This window comes from Acinetobacter sp. YH01009 (assembly GCF_013420765.1).
Lineage (GTDB): Bacteria > Pseudomonadota > Gammaproteobacteria > Pseudomonadales > Moraxellaceae > Acinetobacter > Acinetobacter amyesii.
Genome location: NZ_VOYE01000015.1, coordinates 1 through 23,547 on the forward strand (window position 1 = coordinate 1; position 23,547 = coordinate 23,547).

Genomic DNA, 23,547 nt, shown 5'->3' on the forward strand with positions numbered 1-23,547 from the left:
TCCTCTACAAATGAACCTGTTTTTAACGTGTATTTGCTTAAACCGTAGCTATCCCAAAGCTTAAATTGGTGTTTTCCATACTGGACATATCCATTGGCATATTTGATAGCCACCTTTTTAAAGGGAATCCATCCCAAAGAGCGCCTTGCTGATTTTTTATTGCTGACACGCCATTTCAGCTTTGCCTTTTTAAATTGCTTTCTTCGGGTGACTAATTCTTCAGTTACAGCCTGAATGGTTTGACTATGTAAATTACATTCTTTGGATGTGCCTTTCGTATATTTGGCAATATCAAAAGCAGAGAGAAATTCACCTTTCCGCTTCAAATACCTAAACCCTAAATCATTGACATAATTCCAGACGAAGTTCACTTCTGATGCTAGTTGGTCTAACACCTTGCAATGTTTGTCTTTTATACGTAATTTAAGGGTTTTCATGTACATATATTAACAATCAAAACTCAAGGAAAATAGTCCTTAGTTAAATCAAACGACACTTCATGTCGTGTCGCTTATATCTCTGACCTGAAGGACTGAGTTTTACGCTCCATTTGATAAAACAGCTGTGCCATCACGGCATTCTGTCTTGAAACAAAATTTTTCCGCTCATTAATCTGTAAACTGGCCTGCTCTCGTATAGCATCATATTCTGCTGTTGTGAGTTTTCGCTGATTCTTCCAGTGCGCATCAGGTACATAACCTGTTCCATAATGTACATTCAACAATGGAAATTCATGAAAATATTTTGCCGTCGCACGTTTTTCTTTGGCTGTTAAAATATTCAGATGAATCCATTCACTGCCAAGATGAATCGATGGATCACGCTTCATACCTTCAGCAATCCATTTTTTGGCTAGTGAAATATTGCCGATCAACTCATAAGCTGTGCCTAAATTCACTGCCGTCTTCGGTAAACCTGGATGCTCATTTTCAATTGCACGTAAAACCTTAATGGCTAAATCGTAACGGCCTGCGTAGATCTGATGTACGGCATAATCATTTTCTGCCTGATAGTCTATTGGGCTAGGATGCCTTGAGACAAAGTTCTTCAATTTTTCGTCATGATGTTCTTCGTGTTGATTTTCTTTTTCTGAATCAGATGTATAAAAATCTTCTACATAGGTATTTAAACATGCCCAACTTGGCATAGTGATGAGTAATATGCTGCTCAATAGCATGATTTTTTTTATTATATTGTGTTTATAGACTGGACTATCCAATGTCATTTTCAAGCTTAGTTTTATCATCTAGTTATAATTCTGTGTGTTATTGGGTATTTTTAAATAATGACCATTCAAACATAAAAAAGCCACCCGAAGGTGGCTTTTTTCATTCAGCGAACTGAATTATTCATCATCTTTTTTTGCTTCGTCAGTAGGAGGTAAGTCCTTGACCGCTTCCGCAATTAGACCAAACATATAGTTGCCATAAGCATTTGTTTTGTCGTAATGGAAACGCAAACGTGGCGTAATACGTGTTTTGATACGACGGCTCAGTTCATGACGCAAGAAACCAGATGCTTTATTCAAGACATCTAAAGTTTCTTTATTTGCGGCTTCACTTTGCTCATCGCCTAGCTCACGACCCATTACAGTCACATAAACTTCGGCATATCCTAAGTCTGGGCTCACCTTCACGGCAGAGATGGTCACAAGACCACCTAAGCGTGGATCTTTCAGCTCCTGACGGATCAGTTCTGACAACTCACGTTGTACTGTATCCGCCATACGCTTCAGACGTTGACTACCCGCCATTAAAGACTCCGTTTAATCAATTGAACATCGTACACTTCAATCTTATCTTGTGCTTTGATATCTTTATAGCCTTTCACCGCAAGACCACATTCCATACCGGCACGAACTTCTTCAACCACATCTTTGTAGCGACGAAGAGATTCAAGCTCACCTTGGAATACCACCACGTCATCACGTAATACGCGAATCGGTTTATTACGGTGTAATGTACCTTCAAGTACCATACAACCTGCAGCAGCACCGAATTTACTTGAGTGGAACACTTCACGTACTTCAGCAACACCAAGAATTGTTTCACGGTGTTCAGGCGCTAATTTACCGCTCATCGCATCTTTCACATCATCAATTAATTGATAGATGATCGAGTAGTAACGAATGTCGATACCATCAGCATCAGCTTTTTGACGTGCAGTATTATCAGCACGTACGTTAAAGCCGAGAAGAACCGCTTCTGATGATTCAGCAAGTGTTACGTCAGACTCAGTGATCGCACCAACACCTGAACCAATAATACGTACTTTCACTTCATCAGTTGCAAGTTCAGCAAGTGCAACGTGTAATGCTTCCAAAGTACCACGTACGTCTGTTTTCAATACCACGTTGACAATAGGCACATCTTTCTTGCCCATAGACGCCATGATATTTTCAAGACGCATCGCAGATTGACGCTCAAGACGTTTTTGACGTTCACGATCCATACGCGCATCAGCAACTTCACGTGCTTTTTTCTCGTCATTTACAACAAGAACTTCATCACCCGCCATTGGCGCTTCTGGTAGACCCAAGATTTCCACAGGAATCGAAGGACCAGCAGATTTAATACGTTGACCATTTTCATCTGTCATTGCACGTACACGACCGTATGACGAACCTGCAAGAACAAGGTCACCCACTTTCAATGTACCGTTTTGAACAAGAATCGATGTTACCGCACCACGTCCTTTGTCTACACGTGCCTCAATTACAACACCTTGTGCCGCACCCTCTTCAGATGCTTTAAGCTCAAGAAGTTCGGCTTGAATTGAGATCAAGTCAAGAAGTTCGTCGATACCTGCACCGCTGTGCGCAGAAACCATTGCCACTGGAACGTCACCGCCCCATTGCTCAGGTACAATTTCTTTCGTCGTCAACTCATTCAATACGCGATCTGGATCAGCAGACTCTTTATCCATTTTGTTGATAGCAACAATAATTGGCGTACCTGCTGCACGTGCATGGTCAATCGCTTCAGCAGTTTGTGGCATAACACCATCATCTGCTGCAACAACCAACACTACGATATCTGTAGATTTCGCACCACGTGAACGCATTGCAGTAAATGCTGCGTGTCCCGGTGTATCTAAGAAAGTAATAATACCTTTTTCAGTTTTCACATGGTATGCACCGATGTGCTGTGTGATACCACCTGCTTCACCTGCAGCCACTTTAGAGCGACGAATACGGTCAAGAAGTGATGTTTTACCATGGTCAACGTGACCCATAATTGTCACAACTGGCGGACGAGTGGTTTGGACACCACGCGCTTCTTCAGCTGCTTCAAGTAAGTTGTCTTCTGCTTGTGTATCCGAAACAAGTACTGGATTGTGACCCATTTCTTCAACAACAAGTACTGCGATTTCTTGATCAATCGCTTGGTTTTGAGTAACCAATTCGCCCATTTTCATGAGTGATTTGATAACTTCGCGAACTTTAACCGCCATTTTCGCAGCCAAGTCAGCAACAACAATTGTTTCACCAATTTCAACATCATAAACTTGTTTTTTAACTGGTTTTTCAAAGCCATGCTTGTTCGCTTGACTTGTTTTTAAACCACGTTTATGTGAGTTATCACGGAAAGATTGCTCTTCACCACGACGACCACCTTTTTTAGGTGAACGTGAATTGTTGGTATTGGTACCACGTTTAATTTCACGGTCTTCTTTCGCAAATGAATCTTCATATGCCTGACCTACAAGGCCGGCAGCAAGCGGAGAATCATCTACAACACGAATGGTCGCAGTAGTGTCTTCGTTAGAATACTTAGACGCCATTTGACGCATTTGCTCAAGCGTACGTTGTTGCGCTTCTTCAGCGGCTTTACGACGCGCCGCTTCTTCTACAGCTTTCAATTGTGCTGCTTGAGCTTCACGTGCTTTTTTCTGTTCTAGAGTTTCAACAGGTTTTGTAATTGGCTTGTTGTTTGACTTACGTTTTACAACAACCGCAGCTTTCGGTGTTTCTTGCTTCGCATGTTCTTGCTTCGCAGCAGCACGCATTGCTTCTAAAGCTTGTTTCGCTTTAGATACTGGTTGTTGCTTCGGTTCTTCAGCTTTCGCTTCAACCTTAGGTTCCTGTTTACGTGCTTGTTGGTCAGCTTGTGCTTTCGCTAATGCTTCAGCTTTAATTTGCTCAGGATCCGGTTTAACAAATGTATGTTTCTTACGAACTTCTACATTAATCGTTTTTGCCTTGCCCGATGTACTCGCCACTTTAGCAGTACTGGTAGTTTTACGTTTCAACGTGATTTGTCCTGCATTGCCCGCATCCTGACCATGAACTTTTTTCAAATGGTTAACGAGGGCATTTTGTTGTTCAGTGGAGATAATATCTTCAGGTTTAGTTTGTGTTAAACCTGCATCACGAACCTGTTCCAGCAGCTTCTCAACTGGACGACCCACGCTGAGAGCTAACTCCTTAATCGACTTGTCCGTCATATATTACCTCCTAGTTAAACCATGATTCGCGCGCTTTCATAATAAGTTGACCTGCTTTTTCAGCACCTAAACCTTCAATATCAGAGATATCGTCAGTGGCTTGATCTGCAAGATCATCTACAGTTACCACACCGCGAGCGGCAAGCGCATATGCGATTTCTTTAGTCACGCCTTCCATTGCAGCAAGCTCTTCGCTTGGCTCTTGGATGTTTTCTTGTTGCTTCAATGCATCAGCCAATGCAATTTCTTTTGCACGACCTTGCAGCATTTCAACAGTTTCAGCATCAAGTTCGATCTCATCGAATGTTTCCGCAGGAACATACGCGATTTCTTCTAATGATGTGAAACCCATTTCAACTAACGCCATCGCTAAGTCTTCATCAATATCTAGACGTGTAACAAACATATCTAAATATTGTTGCGCTTCGTTTTGTTGGCGTGCGTGATATTCTTCTTCAAGCATCATATTGAGCTTGTAACCAGTCAATTCAGATGCTAAGCGTACGTTTTGACCTTGAGAGCCAATTGCACGCGCTAACTGATCACTCGTTGCAAAAATAATATCTGCAGTACGTTCTTCTTCATCAATCACGATACCTGATACATCAGCAGGCTCTAAAGCACTTGCAATGTACTGTGCCGCGTCATCCGACCAAACGACTACATCAATACGCTCACCATTTAACTCTGACTGAACCGCTTGGATACGTGTACCACGCATACCAATACATGCACCTACAGGATCAATACGGTGATCGTTTGTTTTCACAGCGATTTTAGCACGAACGCCAGGTTGGCGTGCAGCTGCCTTAATCTCAATGATTTCTTCAGCAATTTCAGGAATTTCTTTCTTCATCAATGCGATGAGCATTTCTGGTTTAGAACGAGAAAGTAATAACTGAGCACCACGGCCTTCACGGTTCACATTAAACAAAATCGCGTTTACACGTTGTTTAGGACGTAGAATTTCTTTAGCGATCATTTCTTCACGCGCAAGATATGCTTCTGCATTGTCACCTAAGTCAATGATAAAGCCATCTTTGGTTTGTTTTTTCACTTCACCGTAGATGAGTTCACCAACTTTAGACTCGTAAGCATCTGCAATTAATGCACGTTCTGCTTCACGAATTTTTTGAACAATCACTTGTTTCGCAATTTGTGCCGCAATACGACCGAAATCAATCGATTCAACTTCAAGTTCACGAATATCACCAATTGCCCATTTTGCAGGATCTACATCAGAGATCGCATCTTGGCATGCTGGCATTTCGTGATCTTCGTCGGCAACCACTTCCCATTGACGGAAAGTACGGTAATCACCAGTACGACGGTCGATTTCTACACGTAGACGAGCTTCTTCCGAGTGAGTTCCCTCGTAGAATTTCTTCTTAGTCGCTGCAACTAAAGCTTGTTCAAGCGCTTCAAAAATTGCATCACGACTTACACCTTTTTCGTTACTAACCGTTTCTACTACGGTAAGAATTTCACGAGCCATAAGTCACCTATTCGTTCAGATTCTTATTTATTAAATTAATCTTGAAAAACCAGATTTGCTTTATCAATATTGTGGCTGTCAATATCCAACACTTGTTGCTTTTCAACTTCAACCTGAATCATTTCGCTTTCAAGGTCTACGCTTACAAGTTTGGCTTGGAATTTACGACGATTATCCACAGCACTGATCAAACGCAAAGCGACTTGCTGACCAATGTATGCCGTCATTTGTTCCAATTTAAAGAACTGACGATCCCAACCTGGAGATGACACTTCCAATGCATATTCGCCTGAAATTGGATCATGTACATCCAACATCGCACCCACTTGCTGAGTGACACGAACACAGTCCTGCACGCCGATACCACGGCCTTGCTCAACTTCGCCATCTTCATTGATGACAGGTTCTGCATTTTCATCAACTTCACGGTCGATATAAATACGTAACAGTGAACGCTTACCTTGAGGTTGGAAATCAATCCCCCAAAGTTCTACATCACATGCTTGCACCGCTGGGGCAATTAAGTCCTGAAGTGCTTGAGTTTTATTTGATAGCTTCATTTACTCTCGTCAAATTTGTGCGATTCGATGGTCGAAATGACCACTACAGACCAATGCAAAACTATAGTAGTAGTGAAACATGACGGTTTGACCAAAATACTGTCGACACTACACGATAGCCAATAAAAAAGGGCGTAAATCGCCCCATTATTACACAGAAAACCATAGTCCACTGTGCAAAAAGGCCCACCTAGTTGTGAGCCTCTTTTAGAAACTTGGTAGCGGGAGCTGGATTTGAACCAACGACCTTCGGGTTATGAGCCCGACGAGCTACCAGACTGCTCCATCCCGCATCAACATGCAAAAATTATATACAATTTCTTGGTCATTTTCAATCTAAAACAACCTGAAGAATTGCCCTACTGAGTTGCATCTCAGAGGATTGGTAGCGGGAGCTGGATTTGAACCAACGACCTTCGGGTTATGAGCCCGACGAGCTACCAGACTGCTCCATCCCGCATCAACATCACAATGGCTTTCAGATAAACTGCTTATATAGATTGTGTGCTATATAAGATTGGTAGCGGGGGCTGGATTTGAACCAACGACCTTCGGGTTATGAGCCCGACGAGCTACCAGACTGCTCCACCCCGCATCAATATGCAAATAGTTCTCTCAGCTTTAAAAGCTGTCCATTTAAAAGTTTGCATCTTAAAAATAGAATTGATTGGTAGCGGGAGCTGGATTTGAACCAACGACCTTCGGGTTATGAGCCCGACGAGCTACCAGACTGCTCCATCCCGCATCAACAGAGTTTTGCTGCATACACCAACTTATGTTCTGGATTATAAGTTGGTGCGGAAGGGGGGACTTGAACCCCCACGCCCGAAAGCACTACCACCTCAAGGTAGCGTGTCTACCAATTCCACCACCACCGCAGCTGTGACGCATTCTAGTCGCAACACGTCAAAAAAGAAAGCGCTAAATAAATTATTCAGAGCTTTTTGGTGCAGTTGGCGAAGTTTCAGCCGATTTTGCTGGCGCAGTCGGTACTGAAGAAATCGCATTTAAGCTATATGCATCTGTCGTTTGTTTCTTTGCAAACACCGCAAGTGTCAAGCTCGTAACAAAGAACAAAGCCGTTAAAATCGCAGTCAAACGGGTCATAAAGTTGCCCGAACCAGATGCACCAAAGACAGTTGCAGCACCGCCGCCACCAAAAGATGCACCCGCATCTGCGCCTTTACCATGCTGAACTAAAATCAGCACGATCATTAAAATCGCTAAGATAATATGTACCACCAGCACAAACGTATGCATGCTGAACTCCTAATTATTTTGTATTTGCAAATGCTTGAGCAATTTTATAAAACGACTCTGCATTTAATGATGCACCACCGACCAGCGCACCATTGATATCCGGACAGGCTGCCAACTCTACTGCATTTTCAGGTTTTACACTACCACCATAAAGAATCGCAGTATGAAGTCCCATTGGGGTGATTTGGCTTAAACCTTCACGAATTTTAGCGTGCATCGCTTGCGCATCTTCAGGTGACGCTGTTTTACCTGTGCCAATGGCCCAAATTGGCTCATAAGCCACCACAATTTGTTTCCACTGCTCTGCTTGTACGACAGCAGCAATATCACATATTTGTTGTAACACAACCTGTTCTGCTTGGCCGCTTTCACGTTGTTCTAAGCTTTCACCCACGCAATAAATCACAGTCAAACCTGCGTTTAATGCATTTTTTACTTTTTCATTAATGATATGCGGTTGATCAGCAAAAATTTCACGGCGTTCTGAATGACCAATCAGTACAAATTCAATACCATAATCTTTTAATAGCTCAGCACTAAGCTCACCCGTATATGCACCTGTACCTGCAACGCGAGAAACGTCTTGTGCAACGGTTATGATGTTACGGCTAGCTTGTGTTAATTCATTTTGCACCGTGGTCAGAGCAATAGCTGTTGGTGCAACCCCAATATGACATGCCGCTTCAGCAATATTTTGCTCATCTAATAATTGCTTAAAATTCTTAAGAAGTGCGCCAGCATCGGCTTGCAATGGGTTCATTTTCCAGTTACCCACTACCCAAGGCGTAATCGTCGAACCCGACATATTTATCCCACATGACAAAGATGAAATCGGGCACATTCTACACGTAATTCATAATTTTGAAGATAAATTTCAACACATTTGCATCTTCGAAGCACACCAGTCATTCCAAGATCTTCACTTTTCTGTAAAAAAATTAAGCAGATTTAAGGACTGGTTCATGCTTTTTACCAATTCTTAGCTAGTGACAACACTTTAAGATATGGTATTTTTGTGCAACAAAAGTATAATTTTGCTATACCAATTATAAACAGACTGAAGCATAGGCAAGTAAAAGCATGACAGCAGTTCAAGGTTCTTCAAGATTTACGGGGTTTATTCGTCGCTTAGTTGACGAAGGGCATCTGTCTGCCGAAAAAATGCAAGCAGCGCTGCAAAATTCAAAAAAGGCTCATCAAGATATCGTGCCGCATTTGATTCAGGAATATCACCTTTCAGCACGCCTGATCGCAGAAACCATCTCGATAGAGTTCGGTGAACCGGTTTTTGATATTTCAACTTATGATACGTCTTTAATTATACGTGATGAATTTGAAGATAAACTCATTACCAAGCATCGTATTTTGCCTATTTTTAAACATGGCAATTTATTATTCGTTGCGATCAGTAATCCCACCAATATTGAAGCAGTGGATGCCATTCGATTTGGTAGTAAGCTGAATACTGAAACAATTATTGTTGAACATGACAAACTTGAAAAGTTAATTGAACAGAACTTTGCTGAAGAAAGTACTTTTGACTTTGATGATGACTTTGATCTTGATTTAGAACAGGAAACTATTGATCCAGCGAAAGAAGATGAAGATGAGGCAACAGGGGATGAAGCTCCGATTGTTAAATACATCAATAAACTACTAGTCGACGCCATTCGTATGGGTGCATCTGACTTACATTTTGAACCCTACGAAAAAACCTATCGCGTCCGCTACCGTGTCGATGGCGTGTTAAGAACAATTACAAATCCGCCATTACAGCTCGCTACACGACTCGCTTCACGTTTAAAAGTCATGTCACAAATGGACATCTCGGAAAAGCGTATACCTCAAGACGGTCGTATCAAGTTAAAGCTGTCAAAGAACAAAGCTATCGACTTCCGTGTGAACTCTTTACCGACATTGTTTGGTGAAAAACTTGTTCTACGTATCCTTGATCCATCTAGTGCGATGCTAGGGATTGATGCGTTGGGTTATGAACCGGATCAAAAAGAACTGTTCATGCAGGCTTTAGAAAAACCACAAGGCATGCTACTCATTACCGGTCCAACGGGTTCCGGTAAAACCGTATCTCTATATACAGGTTTAAATATTCTCAACCGTGAAGATACCAATATTTCAACGGCCGAAGACCCTGTGGAAATTAACTTAGAAGGGATCAATCAGGTCAACGTAAATAATAAAGTCGGGCTCACCTTCTCTGCAGCCTTAAAATCATTCTTACGTCAAGACCCTGATATTGTGATGGTCGGTGAGATTCGAGATTTAGAAACGGCTGAAATTGCAATTAAAGCGGCTCAAACAGGTCACATGGTGATGTCTACACTGCATACCAATAGTGCACCTGAAACACTGACACGCTTACGCAATATGGGCGTGCCTTCATTTAACATCGCGACATCCGTGAACCTTGTCATTGCGCAGCGACTTGCGCGTCGCCTATGTTCACAATGTAAAGAAACCGTAGAGGTACCAAAACAAAGTCTACTGGAACTTGGTTTTACCGAAGATGATTTAAATACACCAGAATTTCAAATATACCAACCTGTTGGTTGTGCCGAATGCCGTGAAGGCTATAAAGGTCGTGTCGGTATATATGAAGTCATGAAAGTGACACCTGAAATTTCAAGAATTATTATGGAAGATGGCAATGCCTTACAAATTGCCGAAGCTTCAAATCAAGCAGGTTTTAACAATTTACGCCGTTCAGGCTTAATTAAGGTCATGCAGGGGGTGACTTCACTTCAAGAAGTCAATCGTGTGACCAGTGAGTAAGTGAATTAGTATTTAAAAATAAGGATAAATTCATGGCTGTAAAAAAAGCGCAGATGATGCCAACCTTCAGTTATGAAGGCGTGGATCGCAAAGGGGCGAAAATCAAAGGGGAAATGCCTTCGCGTAATATGGCTTTAGCCAAAGTCACTTTACGTAAGCAAGGCATCACTATTAAAACCATTCGAGAAAAACGCAAAAATATTCTCGAAGGCTTGATGAAAAAGAAAGTATCCACTTTGGATATCACGGTATTCACGCGCCAACTTGCAACCATGATGAAAGCCGGTGTACCGCTCGTTCAGGGTTTTGAAATCGTGGCGGAAGGCCTAGAAAACCCAGCCATGCGTGAAGTGGTCTTGGGGATCAAAGGTGAAGTTGAAGGCGGTAATACCTTTGCTGGTGCGCTGCGCAAATATCCGCAGTATTTCGATAACCTATTTTGCTCCTTGGTTGAATCAGGTGAACAGTCGGGTGCATTGGAAACCATGCTAGACCGTGTTGCCATTTACAAAGAAAAAAGTGAATTGCTTAAGCAAAAAATCAAAAAAGCCATGAAATACCCAGCAGCGGTTATCGTTGTCGCTGTTATTGTGACGATTATTTTGATGGTAAAAGTGGTTCCCGTATTCCAAGACTTGTTTTCATCATTTGGTGCAGACTTACCTGCCTTTACCAAAATGGTGGTCAACATGTCGGAATGGATGCAAAAATATTGGTTCTTCCTCATCATTGGAATTGGAGCTGTGATTGCTGGTTTCATGGAAGCGAAAAAACGTAGCAAGGCTTTCCGTGACTTCTTGGACAAAGCTGCACTGAAAGCACCGATTTTTGGTGATTTGGTTTATAAAGCAATTATTGCCCGCTACAGCCGTACCTTGGCAACCACATTTGCAGCCGGTGTACCCTTAATTGATGCGCTTGAATCAACTGCAGGTGCAACCAACAACGTGGTATATGAAACAGCTGTGTTAAAAATTCGTGAAGATGTGGCAACTGGTCAACAGCTGCAGTTTGCGATGCGTGTCACCGATAAATTTCCCTCTATGGCGGTTCAAATGGTGGCTATTGGTGAAGAATCAGGTGCTTTAGATGCCATGCTAGATAAAGTGGCAACGCATTATGAAAACGAAGTTGATAATGCCGTAGATGGCTTAACCTCGATGATGGAACCCTTAATTATGGCGGTACTGGGTGTCCTCGTTGGTGGTCTTGTGATTGCAATGTATCTTCCAATCTTCCAAATGGGTTCTGTGGTTTAATGCAAGAATTAATAACATATTTAATCAATACCCCAATTGCGATGTATTTCGCAGTTGGGATTTTTAGTCTTTGTATTGGTAGTTTTTTGAATGTGGTGATTTACCGCACACCAAAGATGATGGAACAAGAATGGCGCACAGATTGCCAACTGTTTTTACATCCAGACCAACCGATTATTGATGAAACAAAGATCACCCTGAGTACACCTGCTTCAACGTGCCCAAAATGCAAAACACCTATACGTTGGTATCAAAACATTCCGGTCATCAGTTGGATTGTGTTACGCGGAAAATGTGGAAGTTGCCAAAACCCGATCAGTAGCCGTTATCCACTGATCGAGCTACTCACCATGATCTGTGCGCTGATTGTTGTTGCAGTTTTTGGCCCAACCATCCAAATGCTGTTTGGTCTGGTGCTGACTTATGTCTTGATTGCCTTAACATTTATTGACTTTGACACCCAACTTTTACCTGACCGTTATACCCTTCCTTTGGCTGCACTCGGGCTTGGCGTGAATAGCTATGCCATTTATACCTCTGCAACCTCAGCCATTTGGGGATATATCATCGGCTTCTTATGCCTATGGATTGTTTACTATTTATTTAAAATCATCACTGGTAAAGAAGGCATGGGCTATGGCGACTTTAAGCTTTTAGCTGCCTTGGGTGCATGGATGGGCCCTTTCCTGCTTCCACTGATTGTATTACTCTCTTCACTGGTAGGTGCAATCATTGGCATTATTTTGCTCAAAGTTCGTAAAGAAAACCAACCTTTTGCATTTGGTCCCTATATTGCCATCGCCGGATGGATCGCCTTTTTATGGGGTGATCAAATTATGAAAATTTATTTGGGTCAGTAAGGTCGTTGTATGACATTTGTCTTGGGTTTAACAGGTGGTATTGGTAGCGGTAAATCTGCTGCAAGCAATTGGTTTGAACTCCAAGGCATTCAAGTCGTCGATGCTGATATCGTTGCACGGGAAGTTGTCGAACCTGGTCAACCCGCACTGAATCAAATTCAGCAAAATTTTGGTGATTGGGTTTTACTGGAAAATGGTGAGTTAAATCGGCGCGCTTTACGTGAACATATCTTTAAAGATCCTAAAGCACGTCAAGCACTTGAAGCCATTACCCATCCAGCAATACGCCAATCCATTATCCAACAATTAAACGAAGCAAGCAGCCCCTATGTCATCTTGGTTTCACCGCTATTATTTGAAACCAATCAACATGAATTGACCAATCACACCTTGCTGATTGATGCCACAGAACAATTGCAAATTCAGCGTGCATCACAGCGCGATGGTCAAAATATCGAGCAAATCCAAAAAATTATTCACGTACAAATGCCACGTCAGGAAAAGCAAAAAATTGCCGATGATATCGTGCTGAATGATGGTCATTTAGATCATCTTTATTCGCAGCTTCGGCCTTTGCATCTCAAGTATTTAGCGCATGCTGAAAAAAGCTAAATAAAAAAGCAGTCTTACTCAGACTGCTTTTTTTGTTGTTCGAGTTGCTGCTCTAGACTATCCTTTCGTCCCAACCATTTCCACGGTTGAATCGCTCCAACCCCCATCCCGACCAATCCACACACAATTGCAAAACTTAAAGGTTCATTTAGCAGCGGCACCGCTAAAATCGCAGCTATAAAAGGTGCCAAAGTTACGATGCTTCCGGCTTTAAATGCACCTAAGCGCTTGATCGCCTCTACATACGTTAAAGTCGCAATAATCACCACAAAAACACCGTGAAAGATGACTTGCCCAATGAGCTGAAGCGGCTCTGGATCGGACCAATGTTTAGGGAAAAATATTAGGTAAATTGGCACAAATACCACGGCAGACCAAATCGCAACCCCCGCCATGGCATGCCAAGCAGAGAGCTTCCATTGTTTAAGCAATACCGTAAATATCCCCCACCAAATGGCACTGATAAAAAACAGCAAATCACCGAGACCAAACGCTACACCGGTTTCCACATACATCAAATAGCTCATTAAGCTAATGGCAGAGACCATAATCACTACACTGATCCAGGTATGCTTATCGAGCGGCTGCTTGAAGATCAGAAATGCGGCTATGGCCGTACATAAGGGAATACAACCATTGAGGAAGATTGCAGCATGAGCCGCAGGAGCATAATGAAATGCACTATAGGCAGTTAAGCAATAGGTCACCCCGCCGAGCATGGCAAGGATAAAAGGCTCTTTCTTCCATAAAAAAGCCGTATCTTTTTTATAAATCAAAATTGGCATTAATATACAAAATGCCAAAGCAAACCGAAGTGCGGTAATGTCCCAAGCACTGATTCCCCAATTGGCGCTTAAACGTGCTGTTAAGGTGAATCCGCCCCAAATACACATGGTAATGAAAACATATAAATAACCTTGCTTTTGGGGAGACATCATCACTTCTATTTCAATTCATTATTACGTTGACGGCATGCTTCATACAATGCCATACCTGTCGCGACACTGACATTTAAGCTTTGCAAATTACCAGCCATTGGAATGTAAACAGTTTGATCACATTGCGCCTGCGTAATAGGACGTAAACCTGTATCTTCAGCGCCCATCACCACACATACACCCGTACCTGTGAAGTCAAAATTTTGAATCGGCAATGCTTTTTCATCTAGCATAGTGCCGACCACACGTACATTAAAGTCTTCTTTGATTTGAGCCAAGGTACGTGCCAAGTTCGTCACCTGAATAAACTTCACTTTTTCAGCACCACCTGCAGCAACTTTACGGGCTGTTGGGGTAAGCGTCGCTGAACGATCACGCGGTGCAATCACAGCTTCAACACCCATGGCTGCCGCTGTACGAATGCATGCACCAAGGTTATGTGGATCTGTAATATGATCTAATGCCAATAGCAACGCATTTGGATTGGCTTGTAATAAAGCCTCTAAATCTTTTTCGTTCAAAACTGGATGTGGACGTACAGCAGCAACCACACCTTGATGGAACGGTTGTCCCGCAAGTTTTTCCAAACTATCACGACTAGCTTTTTGAATGCTGACACCAAACGGTTCTGCAAGCTCAAAAATACGTTTTAAACGCTGATCATCACGTCCTTTTAACGCAAATAAAGTTAAAACGCGTTCTGGCTCAAGTTCCAGTAATGACTCCACTGAATGAACGCCATAATAATATTCCGGTTTCGCCATGAACGACCTCTAAATTGCAAACTTCGATAAACTTTTGAACAGGGTATGATATCCCTAGAGCACAGCATAGGCTGCCAAAAAGAAAAATCCTGCAAAGCAAGCTTTACAGGATTTATGCTATGACACATAGTTTAACCGATTTGAGGTTAAAAAACTGTGCCTAAATTGATTGAATCATTAGCCTTCTAAGTGGCACACATAATCCAACACTTCGTCTGTTTCAATTTTAAATCGGCTATTACCTGGCACGTAGAATGATTGACCCGCACGGAATAATTCGCTTTCTTCGCTATCTGCAATTTGAACACGACATTCACCTGAAATAATTTCCATACGTTCAGGTACATGGGTTTCAAAAGTCAGCGCTTGTTCAGTTGGAAGCAACACACCCAGTGTTTTCTTTGTTCCATCTTCAAATTGCACAGTATGGCTGATGCATAGACCGCCAAAATAAACATTTGATTTTTTGATTACCGATACATGATCAAACTGTGCTGACATGCGTTTTCTCCAGATAAAGCATATTTATAATATTTTGATCGATGTAGTTTAATTGTGCTGCAAAAACTAATCAATCTGTGTTGAAAACTGTGCGATAGATAATTACAAAAATCTGAGTACTGGATGTGCCCCTATTTCATCCCACCACCTCAACATTTAGAGTCTAAAACAAGCTGTGCTGTTGTACAAAATACTTTTTTGTTTCATCCACTAAAGTCCTAGTTAGGGTTAATTGAAACGCTGCAAACTCATTTCAAAAAAATAGCAACGTGATGAATCATATTGGTGGATTTGAGTGACCAAATCATGACGTTTTATGGCAATAACACGCTAGATTAAATACAAGAATACATACACAAACGTGTTTTGTGAGGACTTGGCAGGACATTTGATGGTTTCAGCTCACGTTATGCAAGATCACCTACTCTTTACATCACAACACTGCATGGATACAGCGGATAAGAAACTAATTTCTTGTTAAACTGAAATTTAAGATAGAATTATGAGGTTTTTCGTCATCTTAAAATAAAACTTGTCTTGTGACCAAAACAAAACTTAATTATCTTTAACTAGAACTTTTCGCAGCTCGGATGCGTTTATGCTGACACATTTAACTCTGATCAATTTTGCATTAGCCGACCATTTAGCCATCGACATTGAACAAGGCTTTAATGTCCTGACGGGTGAAACGGGTGCAGGTAAATCTTTACTTCTAGACGCATTATCAGCTTGCTTAGGTGAACGTACAGACACCAACTATGTGCGCTATGGATCAGACAAAGCCGATGTAACAGCGACCTTTAGCTATCAAGAGCACAGTCCTGAAGCGCTTTGGCTCAAAGAACACGAATTGGATGATGAGTCTGGCGAAATCCATTTACGTCGCGTAATTTTTGCAACAGGTCGCAGCAAAGCATGGATTAATGGACGTCCGAGCAGCTTATCTGAGTTAAAAGAAATTGGCCGTTTATTGGTACAACTCTATAGCCAACACAGCCAACAACAACTCTTGGAACCGCCTTATCCAAAACATTGGCTAGATCGCTATTACAATTTTTATCAGCCTGCTCAAGCCGTGCGTGATGCCTATAGCAAGTGGCAAAAGGACATTCGACAGCACCAAGCAGCACTCGATGCCCAAGCCACACGTAAGCAACGGATAGAAACGCTTGAACTTCAATTAGAAGAACTTGAAGACCTTGTGCAAACGGACTACAAGGAAATTGAGCAAGAATTTGACCGTCTCAGTCATCATGAACATATCATGCAGGATTGTAGCTATGGTCTAAATGCCCTCGATGACGCCGAGCAAAATATCAATCAAGAAATGGGCGCGATCATTCGTCGGATTGAATCACATGCAGGACGTAGTGAACAACTTTCTGAAATTTATACGTCGCTGCTGAACGCTCAAAGTGAAATTGAAGATGCCACCGCAAATTTACGTCAGTTTATTGATCGTCAAAGTTTCGATCCTGAACGTATGGACGAATTAAACACTAAACTCGAAGTTTTTCATCGCTTAGCGCGTAAATATCGTACTCAGCCTGAAGATTTAAAAAATGATTATGATGCGTGGCAACTTGAGCTAGAACAATTACATCAACTTGAAGATCCTGAAACCCTAGCTGAACAAGTGGAAGTGTCTCATCAAGACTTTTTAGCCAAAGCACAGCATTTGGATGATATTCGTCGTGAAGCATCTACCCCATTGGCGAAGCAATTGACTGAACAAGTGAAGCAGCTCGCGCTCCCAGAAGCACATTTTGAATTTAAATTTGAGCCTCTAGAACAAGCTTCAAGTGAAGGTTTGAGCTTTATTCAACTGCTGTTCACCGCAAACAAAGGTATTCCTGCTCAGCCTTTAGCACGCGTGGCATCGGGGGGTGAATTGTCACGTATTGCCTTAGTCATGCAAGTGATGAATGCTGAAAAAACTGAATCAGAAGTGTTAGTCTTTGATGAAATTGATGTCGGGATCAGTGGCGGAACGGCAGAAATTGTCGGGCGTTTGTTGGCTGATTTGGCGCAGCATGTTCAAATTTTATGTATTACTCACCAAGCCCAAGTCGCTGCCCAATCTGACCAACATCTTTTGGTGAAAAAACGCCAAACGGATCCTGCAAGCAGTACCATTATTGAGTTAGAAGAAGATGATCGGATTCAAGAGCTGGCTCGAATGACCGGTGGTGTGGAGATTAGTCAAACGACCTTACAACACGCAAAACAATTACGACAATTAAAATTTCAACATAGTTAATTTTTGATGCTTTCAAAAAAGCCTGTGTATTCAAAGTACACAGGCTTTTTTCTTAAATACACTATTTGAAAATCCCCTGATACACAAAGGCTTTCGAGCCTAAGCTATAGCGTAAATATTTATACTGCGGCTGATGTTGTTGATTGAGTAACATAACATCCACGTGTTTCGGACTGATTTTGAGATATTCATTACCGCTACGACGATCGGTTTCATAATGGCAGTCATAATCTACCGAGATTTGATCTAGTTTCTTTTGCTTAGTTTGAAATACATAAGATTTAAGTAACTGTTTTGGTCCAACTTCAACAGCTCTTAGATGATGTAGTCCACTGCAATTATCACCTTTATAATAACTCTTCACCAAATATACGGTTTTATTTTGGATGTTGACCGGCAAAATTTGATTGATATAGCCTGAGTCAAATTGATCTAAATGTTGCATTTTTCCCGTTGCATATTGCACATAGCTGCTCCACTCCCCCATGGTGCCTCCGCCAGACACATCAAATGTATAAAATTTAAGTTTTTTATCTGGTGAATATTGCACATGAACAAAACCTTGCTTTTCGAGTTGCGTAAATCCGTAGTGAAAACTGCTCGGATCTGCCGCAATGACATCCACAATTTCACGTTCTATCGCTTCATTGACCTCATAAAAATTTAAGTTTTTATATTTTTTAATCACCTGAGATTCATGTTTTTGTATGTCAGCGCTTCCTGCAAAGCCTGAAATAGGTAGGCTTGCACAGAGTGCCATCCCTATTATTTTTGAAAAATGTGTCATTGTTTTACCCTCAGTTTATCCTGCTATTTTAAGCAATCTCAGTCATCCATCACGTATATCTTCTCCTCGCTTTTGTACTACTGTTGTTCAAATTACCAATCATCGCTTCACGATTCACAATTCACCACATTGCAGACCTGCCTTTACGATGAAGATTTTGATCATGTCCCTCACCGGTCGAGCATGACAAATATTGAATTTGCAGAAAAACTCATTGTTGAAAACTTGTGAGTCTAGTATGTTGATAAATACAACGTTATTCGAATGCAATTCACCCCAAGAATGAAACTTACCCCAATAAGGAGAAGCTATTAGGTGACTAAACAATACCTCACACACCGCTGCCTGATTGCTCCACCCGAAATGAACGATGAATTCTTTGCCAATACGGTGATTTATTTGGCACGACATGATGAAGATGGCGCTCAAGGCATCATTATTAATCGTCCATCAGGTTTACAGATCAAAGAACTCTTGAATGATTTGGAAATTGAGGCAGATAATGTGCATCCTCATGAAGTGTTGCAAGGTGGACCTTTGCGCCCAGAGGCAGGTTTTGTTCTTCATACCGGTCAACCAACATGGCATTCGTCTATTGCTGTAGGTGAAAATGTCTGTATTACCACCTCTAAAGATATTTTAGATGCGATCGCACACAATGAAGGTGTGGGTCGCTATCAGGTGGCCCTAGGCTATGCCAGTTGGGGTAAAAGCCAATTAGAAGAAGAAATTGCTCGGGGTGATTGGCTCATTTGTGACTCAGACATGGATTTAATATTTAACTTACCTTATGACGACCGCTGGGATGCTGCCTATAAAAAAATGGGGGTAGACCGCATGTGGTTATCATCTGAGATTGGACATGCCTGATTTACCACAATATCAAATGATTATGGCCTTTGACTTTGGCACACAAAAAACAGGAATGGCTGTGGGACAAGCCCTGATTGAAAGTGCAAATCCTCTACCACTCTTTCCCATGAAAGATGGCATTCCCAATTGGGATAATCTACTCAAGATTGTGAAACAGTATCAGCCGGATTTGTTCATCGTGGGTCTACCGCTCAATATGGATGATAGCGAATCTGAACTCTCCACACGTGCGCGTAAATTTGCACGACGCCTTCGCCACCAAACCAATATTGAAACCTTGATGGTCGATGAACGCTTAACTACACGTGAAGCGCGTGATGAATTAGATCATTATCAAGCCCAAGGCCGTGCGAAGAATCTTTCTGCCGACAGCCTTGCTGCAGCATTATTTATTGAAAGTTGGTATCGAAATCCAGTGGGACTGAAACCTTAAGCGCTTTCAACAAACAGGCAAATAAAAAAGCATCCGAAAAAGGATGCTTTTTTATGCGCAAGATTGATCACTCAATGCTGCGCAAATGAAATGATTGGGGATAACTTAGTTTTTATCCACAATATGAATCGTGGTGGTTCGACCCGCGACAAAAGCCAGCTGATCATGCGGCACTTCATCCAGTACAATTTTCACTGGTACACGCTGTGCCAAACGGACCCAACTAAAGGTTGGATTAACATTGGCAAGTAAGCCATCAGTCGAGGTACGTTCACGGTCTTCAATCCCTGTTGCAACGCCTTGTACATGGCCTTTATAAACTTCAGAACTTCCCATCAGTTGGATTGTTGCAGGTGCGCCAACATAGATTTTATCCAGTTTGGTTTCTTCAAAATATCCCACAACATACAATTGTTGACGGTCAATTAAAGCCGCCACGGCTTGTCCTACTTTGACGTAATTCCCTGCTTTGAGTTCAAAGTTAGACAAAGTTCCATCTGTTGGTGCAACCACTTCCGAACGTTTTAAATTCAACTCAGCCAAATGCAAACTGCTATTCGCTGCTTCAATTAGGGCTTTTTGCTGCACCACACTGGCTTTGGCTTGTTCAATCGCTGCCTGAGTTTGCTCATGCTCTGCATGTGATTGATCACGCACTGCAAACATTTGATCTTGTTCTTGTTTTGAAATCGCACCGTCCATCAAACTTGCATAACGATTTGCATTTTTATCTGCAAGATTGATATTGGCTTGTGACTTCACTAGATTGGCTTTGGCTTCAGCAAGCTGTGCTTCAGCCCCTGCCAGTCCTGCTTTGGCTTTCGCCAGGTCAGATTTCGCTTGCTCAACATCCAACGCTTGACGTGCCACATCTATACGAAATAACACTTGGCCTTTTTTCACTTGTTGGTTGTCTTGAACCAAGACGTCTGTGACCAAACCTGAAACATCCGATGACACTTGAATTACATCACCACGTACCCGTCCATCACGCGTCCATGGTTCCGAATTGTAATAGTCCCAAATATGTTTCAGCGCAAGTAATGCGCCACATAGCACAATTATTAGCAATATAGGCCGAATATATTTTCGGACATTCAAATTGGTCATACGATTACCTCAATCATTTCATTTTTTTAGGGGCTTAGAACTGGCAGAAAATAAAGATTTCATGCACCAGCCAAAGCAACATCACAAATACACCCAAATAAAAAATATTGGGCATCGGCACCCAATCTTGCGCCATCCATCGATCAAGCAAACGCATGATGACCCGTAATAACAGATAGGCCAATACCGCTTGAATCAATAGAATGGGCACATAGACGCCATATACATTTAGCTCACCCATGTTGTGCCTCGACCTGTAAATGATTTGGAGTCTGCTGTGTTAGAACATGACAAAAACTGCTTTGAATATTGTTCAGTAAATACTGAATTCGATGCATAACATCGTCGTTTTCAATACCCTGAACGGCCTGATTCAATCGTTGAATTCGCTCTACAATTTGCTGTTTCAAGCTCATATACACATTCTTTTGCCCTTGTTCCATGGCCCGAAAATAGTCATCTAAATCTTGTTGTAACTCTTCGAGTTCGCTGACCAGTGCATCATTCGGATCGAGTTTATTCATGAGTTCTTGCAAGCGGGTCAAATCAATCACCGCACTGGCTTCCACCAAAGCCCACTCGATCTGTTGTTTCAAATTTCCTGATTGCACCATTTTGCTGTTTAGGATGCCAATTCGGTCCAACATACTGCGTAAATGCACCCGAAACGGTAAGCCGTACGGCAGATATAAAGCCTGACGCAGTGCTTTGTAGTGCTGTGAAAGTATGCGTTGGGCCGTCATATCTGGTGACATTGCACGTACTAAATGAATAATAAATACCGAGATAATGGGTCCCAAAACCGTCCCAATCGATGCATCAAAGAAAAACACCTGATCGAGGCTAAAGCGGTTTTGAAAATTCAGTCCCATGATGGTGCCCATCAAAAGCGGCAAGCTGATCCCAATCAAAGGCGGATGTAAAAACAGCATCAGACAGAACATCACAAACGGTGCTAACACCACGATCAACTGCCAAAAAGCGGTCACATGCGGGAAAATGCCATAGGCGTAGATAAACACCATGAAAGCGGCATACATATTGGCGCGAATAAACATTTTCAATGCAGGAACAGGGTTATCCATTGCAGTTAAAATACAGGCACTGATCGCAGCCATTTCGGCCATCATAAATCCAGCTTTCCAACCACTAACGATCCAAAAACCCGTAGAAATTAAAATAATCAAACATGCAGACACCCCGCCACGAATGGCAACCCCCGCATCTCGGTGCAAAGTCGGATAATGACTATTGCCCAAGGCGGTCAGTGTAGCTGGTAAAGTGGAGTCGCCTTGCTGTACCCGCTGCCAAAGCAAGCGAATCGCACGAATATTCTGAATAAAATGGCGAATATCCATTTTTAGACTGCCCAAAATCACCTGTTGTGATGGCAATGCCTGTGCCTGAATCTGTTGAAAATCTTGCTCAAACTGTTCAGGCAATTGATTAAGTTTACTTTCCTCAATCTGATGTTGATCTAATAAAAACGCGGCAATATGTTCATGGGCTTGCTTGAGTGCCGTCCGATAATGTGTGTCCAGACCGTCTAATTGTTTCATCCGTTCAGACATGGCCACCAAGTTACTGACCAACAAACTCAACTGATGCAAGATTTCCTGCAATGGACGTGTCATGCCTTTTAAGGTAGATTTTTCATATGACAAATGCACCGCCATGACATGTATATCCGCGATATCTCGTGCAATATTGCCAAGATTTTTAGAATAATTTTCTAGTTCGGCAGGCTCTAATAAAATCTGATCAAAAATTTCTTTGGTATCGGCAAAGGTTTTGCTCACGCGTGTTTCGACTGCAGGACTAATATGCATTGGAAATAATGTCGTAGTCACGATGGCACTACATACCACACCCACCGTAATTTCGAGAAAACGCCCCAAAGCCATATCGAAGATCGAAGCGGTATCAATAAAATACACGACGTTAAAACAGATAATGACCGTGGTATAACCCGCCAACATGGAAACATAACTACGAGGCGTACGGTCTAGCAGTGACAAATACAGGCAAAACCCAACCCAAACCGCCAAAAAAACTGTAAACAGTACTGGCATATGGATGAGATGTGGCAGTGCCACCACCGACACGGCCGCCCCTAAGAACGTTCCTAATACACGATACAAACTTTTTGAAGACGTCATCCCTGAATATGGATTCGCGATCACGAAAACGGTGCCAATCGCCCAAATCGGATAAGCCAAATTCAGTACAAAGGCCACATACAATGCCAACATGCCCGCGATGAACGTTTTGGTCGCAAAAATCCAGTCCATTTTATTGGGCCGAAAAGCGAGTATTTGTTTCGTCAGCAGCATGATTGATCTCGTCGGTTTGCTTCTTTTTAGTGAAAACGGCCTCGTATCGAATGCTTAAACATTCGACAGCACAACCTGTATCACGGCACAGGAATGACTAGAAATTTCAATAAGTAAAGAAGCGATTCAAATCGTGTTTCAAACTATTTGAATACAAAAAGTAGTGTGCAACATTGCCTGCGCATCGAAAATATGGGCAATATTTATTCAATATAGGATATTTTCATAGAAATTTTGCTAAAAAAACAAACTATAGTCAATAAAAA

At 42.0% G+C, this 23,547-nt stretch carries 21 protein-coding genes, 5 tRNA genes and 1 pseudogene; 7 read left to right on the forward strand and 20 right to left on the reverse strand.

The features are described from left to right. From FTT76_RS13490 to tpiA, 13 genes and pseudogenes are all read right to left on the reverse strand, one after another. A pseudogene (locus tag FTT76_RS13490) lies at positions 1-437 on the reverse strand (RNA-guided endonuclease TnpB family protein); the annotation flags it as partial. Between the two features lie 74 nt (positions 438-511). Then, complete coding sequence (locus tag FTT76_RS13495; protein WP_180008039.1) at positions 512-1,177, reverse strand: M48 family metallopeptidase; 666 nt, start codon at positions 1,175-1,177, stop codon at positions 512-514. 168 nt (positions 1,178-1,345) lie between these two features. Beyond that, on the reverse strand, positions 1,346-1,753 hold the full coding sequence (locus FTT76_RS13500; protein ID WP_078189413.1) for a ribosome-binding factor A: 408 nt from the start codon (positions 1,751-1,753) through the stop codon (positions 1,346-1,348). After that, on the reverse strand, positions 1,753-4,446 hold the full coding sequence (gene infB / locus FTT76_RS13505; RefSeq protein ID WP_180008040.1) for a translation initiation factor IF-2: 2,694 nt from the start codon (positions 4,444-4,446) through the stop codon (positions 1,753-1,755). Before infB ends, FTT76_RS13500 begins: the two co-directional genes overlap by 1 nt. A gap of 10 nt (positions 4,447-4,456) precedes the next feature. After that, the gene (gene nusA / locus FTT76_RS13510) at positions 4,457-5,941 is read right to left on the reverse strand and encodes a transcription termination factor NusA (protein WP_078192558.1); all 1,485 of its coding nucleotides are present in this window, start codon (positions 5,939-5,941) and stop codon (positions 4,457-4,459) included. A gap of 35 nt (positions 5,942-5,976) precedes the next feature. Further along, complete coding sequence (rimP, locus tag FTT76_RS13515) at positions 5,977-6,501, reverse strand: ribosome maturation factor RimP (RefSeq protein WP_078189416.1); 525 nt, start codon at positions 6,499-6,501, stop codon at positions 5,977-5,979. 216 nt (positions 6,502-6,717) lie between these two features. Then, a tRNA-Met gene (locus tag FTT76_RS13520) sits at positions 6,718-6,794 on the reverse strand. A gap of 90 nt (positions 6,795-6,884) precedes the next feature. Continuing rightward, positions 6,885-6,961, reverse strand: a tRNA-Met gene (locus FTT76_RS13525). A gap of 58 nt (positions 6,962-7,019) precedes the next feature. Continuing rightward, positions 7,020-7,096, reverse strand: a tRNA-Met gene (locus FTT76_RS13530). A 73-nt stretch (positions 7,097-7,169) separates the two neighbouring features. Next, a tRNA-Met gene (locus tag FTT76_RS13535) sits at positions 7,170-7,246 on the reverse strand. Positions 7,247-7,294: 48 nt separating this feature from the next. Next, a tRNA-Leu gene (locus FTT76_RS13540) sits at positions 7,295-7,379 on the reverse strand. A 52-nt stretch (positions 7,380-7,431) separates the two neighbouring features. Next, the gene (secG, locus tag FTT76_RS13545) at positions 7,432-7,761 is read right to left on the reverse strand and encodes a preprotein translocase subunit SecG (RefSeq protein ID WP_078189417.1); all 330 of its coding nucleotides are present in this window, start codon (positions 7,759-7,761) and stop codon (positions 7,432-7,434) included. A 13-nt stretch (positions 7,762-7,774) separates the two neighbouring features. Then, on the reverse strand, positions 7,775-8,566 hold the full coding sequence (gene tpiA, locus FTT76_RS13550; RefSeq protein ID WP_180008041.1) for a triose-phosphate isomerase: 792 nt from the start codon (positions 8,564-8,566) through the stop codon (positions 7,775-7,777). A 275-nt stretch (positions 8,567-8,841) separates the two neighbouring features. On the opposite strand from tpiA, the gene pilB reads away from it, so the two are divergent. The 4 genes from pilB to coaE are packed head-to-tail and all read left to right on the forward strand — an operon-like array spanning position 8,842 to position 13,282. Next, the gene (gene pilB / locus FTT76_RS13555; protein WP_180008042.1) at positions 8,842-10,551 is read left to right on the forward strand and encodes a type IV-A pilus assembly ATPase PilB; all 1,710 of its coding nucleotides are present in this window, start codon (positions 8,842-8,844) and stop codon (positions 10,549-10,551) included. A gap of 32 nt (positions 10,552-10,583) precedes the next feature. After that, positions 10,584-11,810 (forward strand): type II secretion system F family protein, encoded by a 1,227-nt coding sequence (locus FTT76_RS13560; protein ID WP_168378204.1) that lies wholly within the window; start codon positions 10,584-10,586, stop codon positions 11,808-11,810. Then, complete coding sequence (locus FTT76_RS13565) at positions 11,810-12,670, forward strand: A24 family peptidase (RefSeq protein ID WP_180004675.1); 861 nt, start codon at positions 11,810-11,812, stop codon at positions 12,668-12,670. The genes FTT76_RS13560 and FTT76_RS13565 overlap by 1 nt, the downstream gene beginning before the upstream one ends. 9 nt (positions 12,671-12,679) lie before the next feature. Further along, complete coding sequence (gene coaE, locus FTT76_RS13570; RefSeq protein WP_180008043.1) at positions 12,680-13,282, forward strand: dephospho-CoA kinase; 603 nt, start codon at positions 12,680-12,682, stop codon at positions 13,280-13,282. A gap of 14 nt (positions 13,283-13,296) precedes the next feature. Here the strand turns inward: coaE and FTT76_RS13575 are convergent, their stop codons facing one another. The 3 genes from FTT76_RS13575 to FTT76_RS13585 all read right to left on the reverse strand — a co-directional run bounded on the left by FTT76_RS13575 (position 13,297) and on the right by FTT76_RS13585 (position 15,485). After that, entirely contained in the window at positions 13,297-14,217 is a 921-nt protein-coding gene (locus FTT76_RS13575) for a DMT family transporter (protein WP_373686559.1), read from the reverse strand. An 8-nt stretch (positions 14,218-14,225) separates the two neighbouring features. Further along, positions 14,226-14,984 carry a 23S rRNA (guanosine(2251)-2'-O)-methyltransferase RlmB gene (gene rlmB / locus FTT76_RS13580; protein ID WP_168378207.1) on the reverse strand — a complete coding sequence of 253 codons (759 nt, stop codon included), beginning with the start codon at positions 14,982-14,984 and terminating at the stop codon, positions 14,226-14,228. Between the two features lie 177 nt (positions 14,985-15,161). After that, positions 15,162-15,485, reverse strand: a complete 324-nt coding sequence (locus FTT76_RS13585) for a pyrimidine/purine nucleoside phosphorylase (protein WP_067763086.1) — start codon at positions 15,483-15,485, stop codon at positions 15,162-15,164. 598 nt (positions 15,486-16,083) lie between these two features. On the opposite strand from FTT76_RS13585, the gene recN reads away from it, so the two are divergent. After that, complete coding sequence (gene recN / locus FTT76_RS13590; protein WP_180008045.1) at positions 16,084-17,745, forward strand: DNA repair protein RecN; 1,662 nt, start codon at positions 16,084-16,086, stop codon at positions 17,743-17,745. Positions 17,746-17,806: 61 nt separating this feature from the next. Here recN and FTT76_RS13595 read toward each other — a convergent pair whose 3' ends face one another. Then, positions 17,807-18,532, reverse strand: coding sequence for a hypothetical protein (locus FTT76_RS13595; RefSeq protein ID WP_180008046.1), 726 nt, complete (start codon positions 18,530-18,532; stop codon positions 17,807-17,809). A gap of 315 nt (positions 18,533-18,847) precedes the next feature. Between FTT76_RS13595 and FTT76_RS13600 the strand changes: the two genes are divergently transcribed. Both FTT76_RS13600 and ruvX read left to right on the forward strand, forming a co-directional pair. After that, positions 18,848-19,402 (forward strand): YqgE/AlgH family protein, encoded by a 555-nt coding sequence (locus FTT76_RS13600; RefSeq protein ID WP_078189425.1) that lies wholly within the window; start codon positions 18,848-18,850, stop codon positions 19,400-19,402. Next, positions 19,395-19,838, forward strand: a complete 444-nt coding sequence (gene ruvX, locus FTT76_RS13605) for a Holliday junction resolvase RuvX (protein ID WP_078192570.1) — start codon at positions 19,395-19,397, stop codon at positions 19,836-19,838. Before FTT76_RS13600 ends, ruvX begins: the two co-directional genes overlap by 8 nt. Positions 19,839-19,943: 105 nt before the next feature. Here the strand turns inward: ruvX and FTT76_RS13610 are convergent, their stop codons facing one another. The 3 genes from FTT76_RS13610 to FTT76_RS13620 are packed head-to-tail and all read right to left on the reverse strand — an operon-like array spanning position 19,944 to position 23,281. After that, positions 19,944-20,948, reverse strand: a complete 1,005-nt coding sequence (locus tag FTT76_RS13610) for an HlyD family secretion protein (protein WP_180008047.1) — start codon at positions 20,946-20,948, stop codon at positions 19,944-19,946. A gap of 34 nt (positions 20,949-20,982) precedes the next feature. Further along, a complete protein-coding gene (locus FTT76_RS13615; protein WP_168378210.1) occupies positions 20,983-21,189 on the reverse strand; it encodes a DUF1656 domain-containing protein in 207 nt (68 codons plus the stop codon). Then, the gene (locus FTT76_RS13620; RefSeq protein ID WP_180008048.1) at positions 21,182-23,281 is read right to left on the reverse strand and encodes an FUSC family protein; all 2,100 of its coding nucleotides are present in this window, start codon (positions 23,279-23,281) and stop codon (positions 21,182-21,184) included. Before FTT76_RS13620 ends, FTT76_RS13615 begins: the two co-directional genes overlap by 8 nt. Positions 23,282-23,547 lie beyond the last annotated feature (266 nt).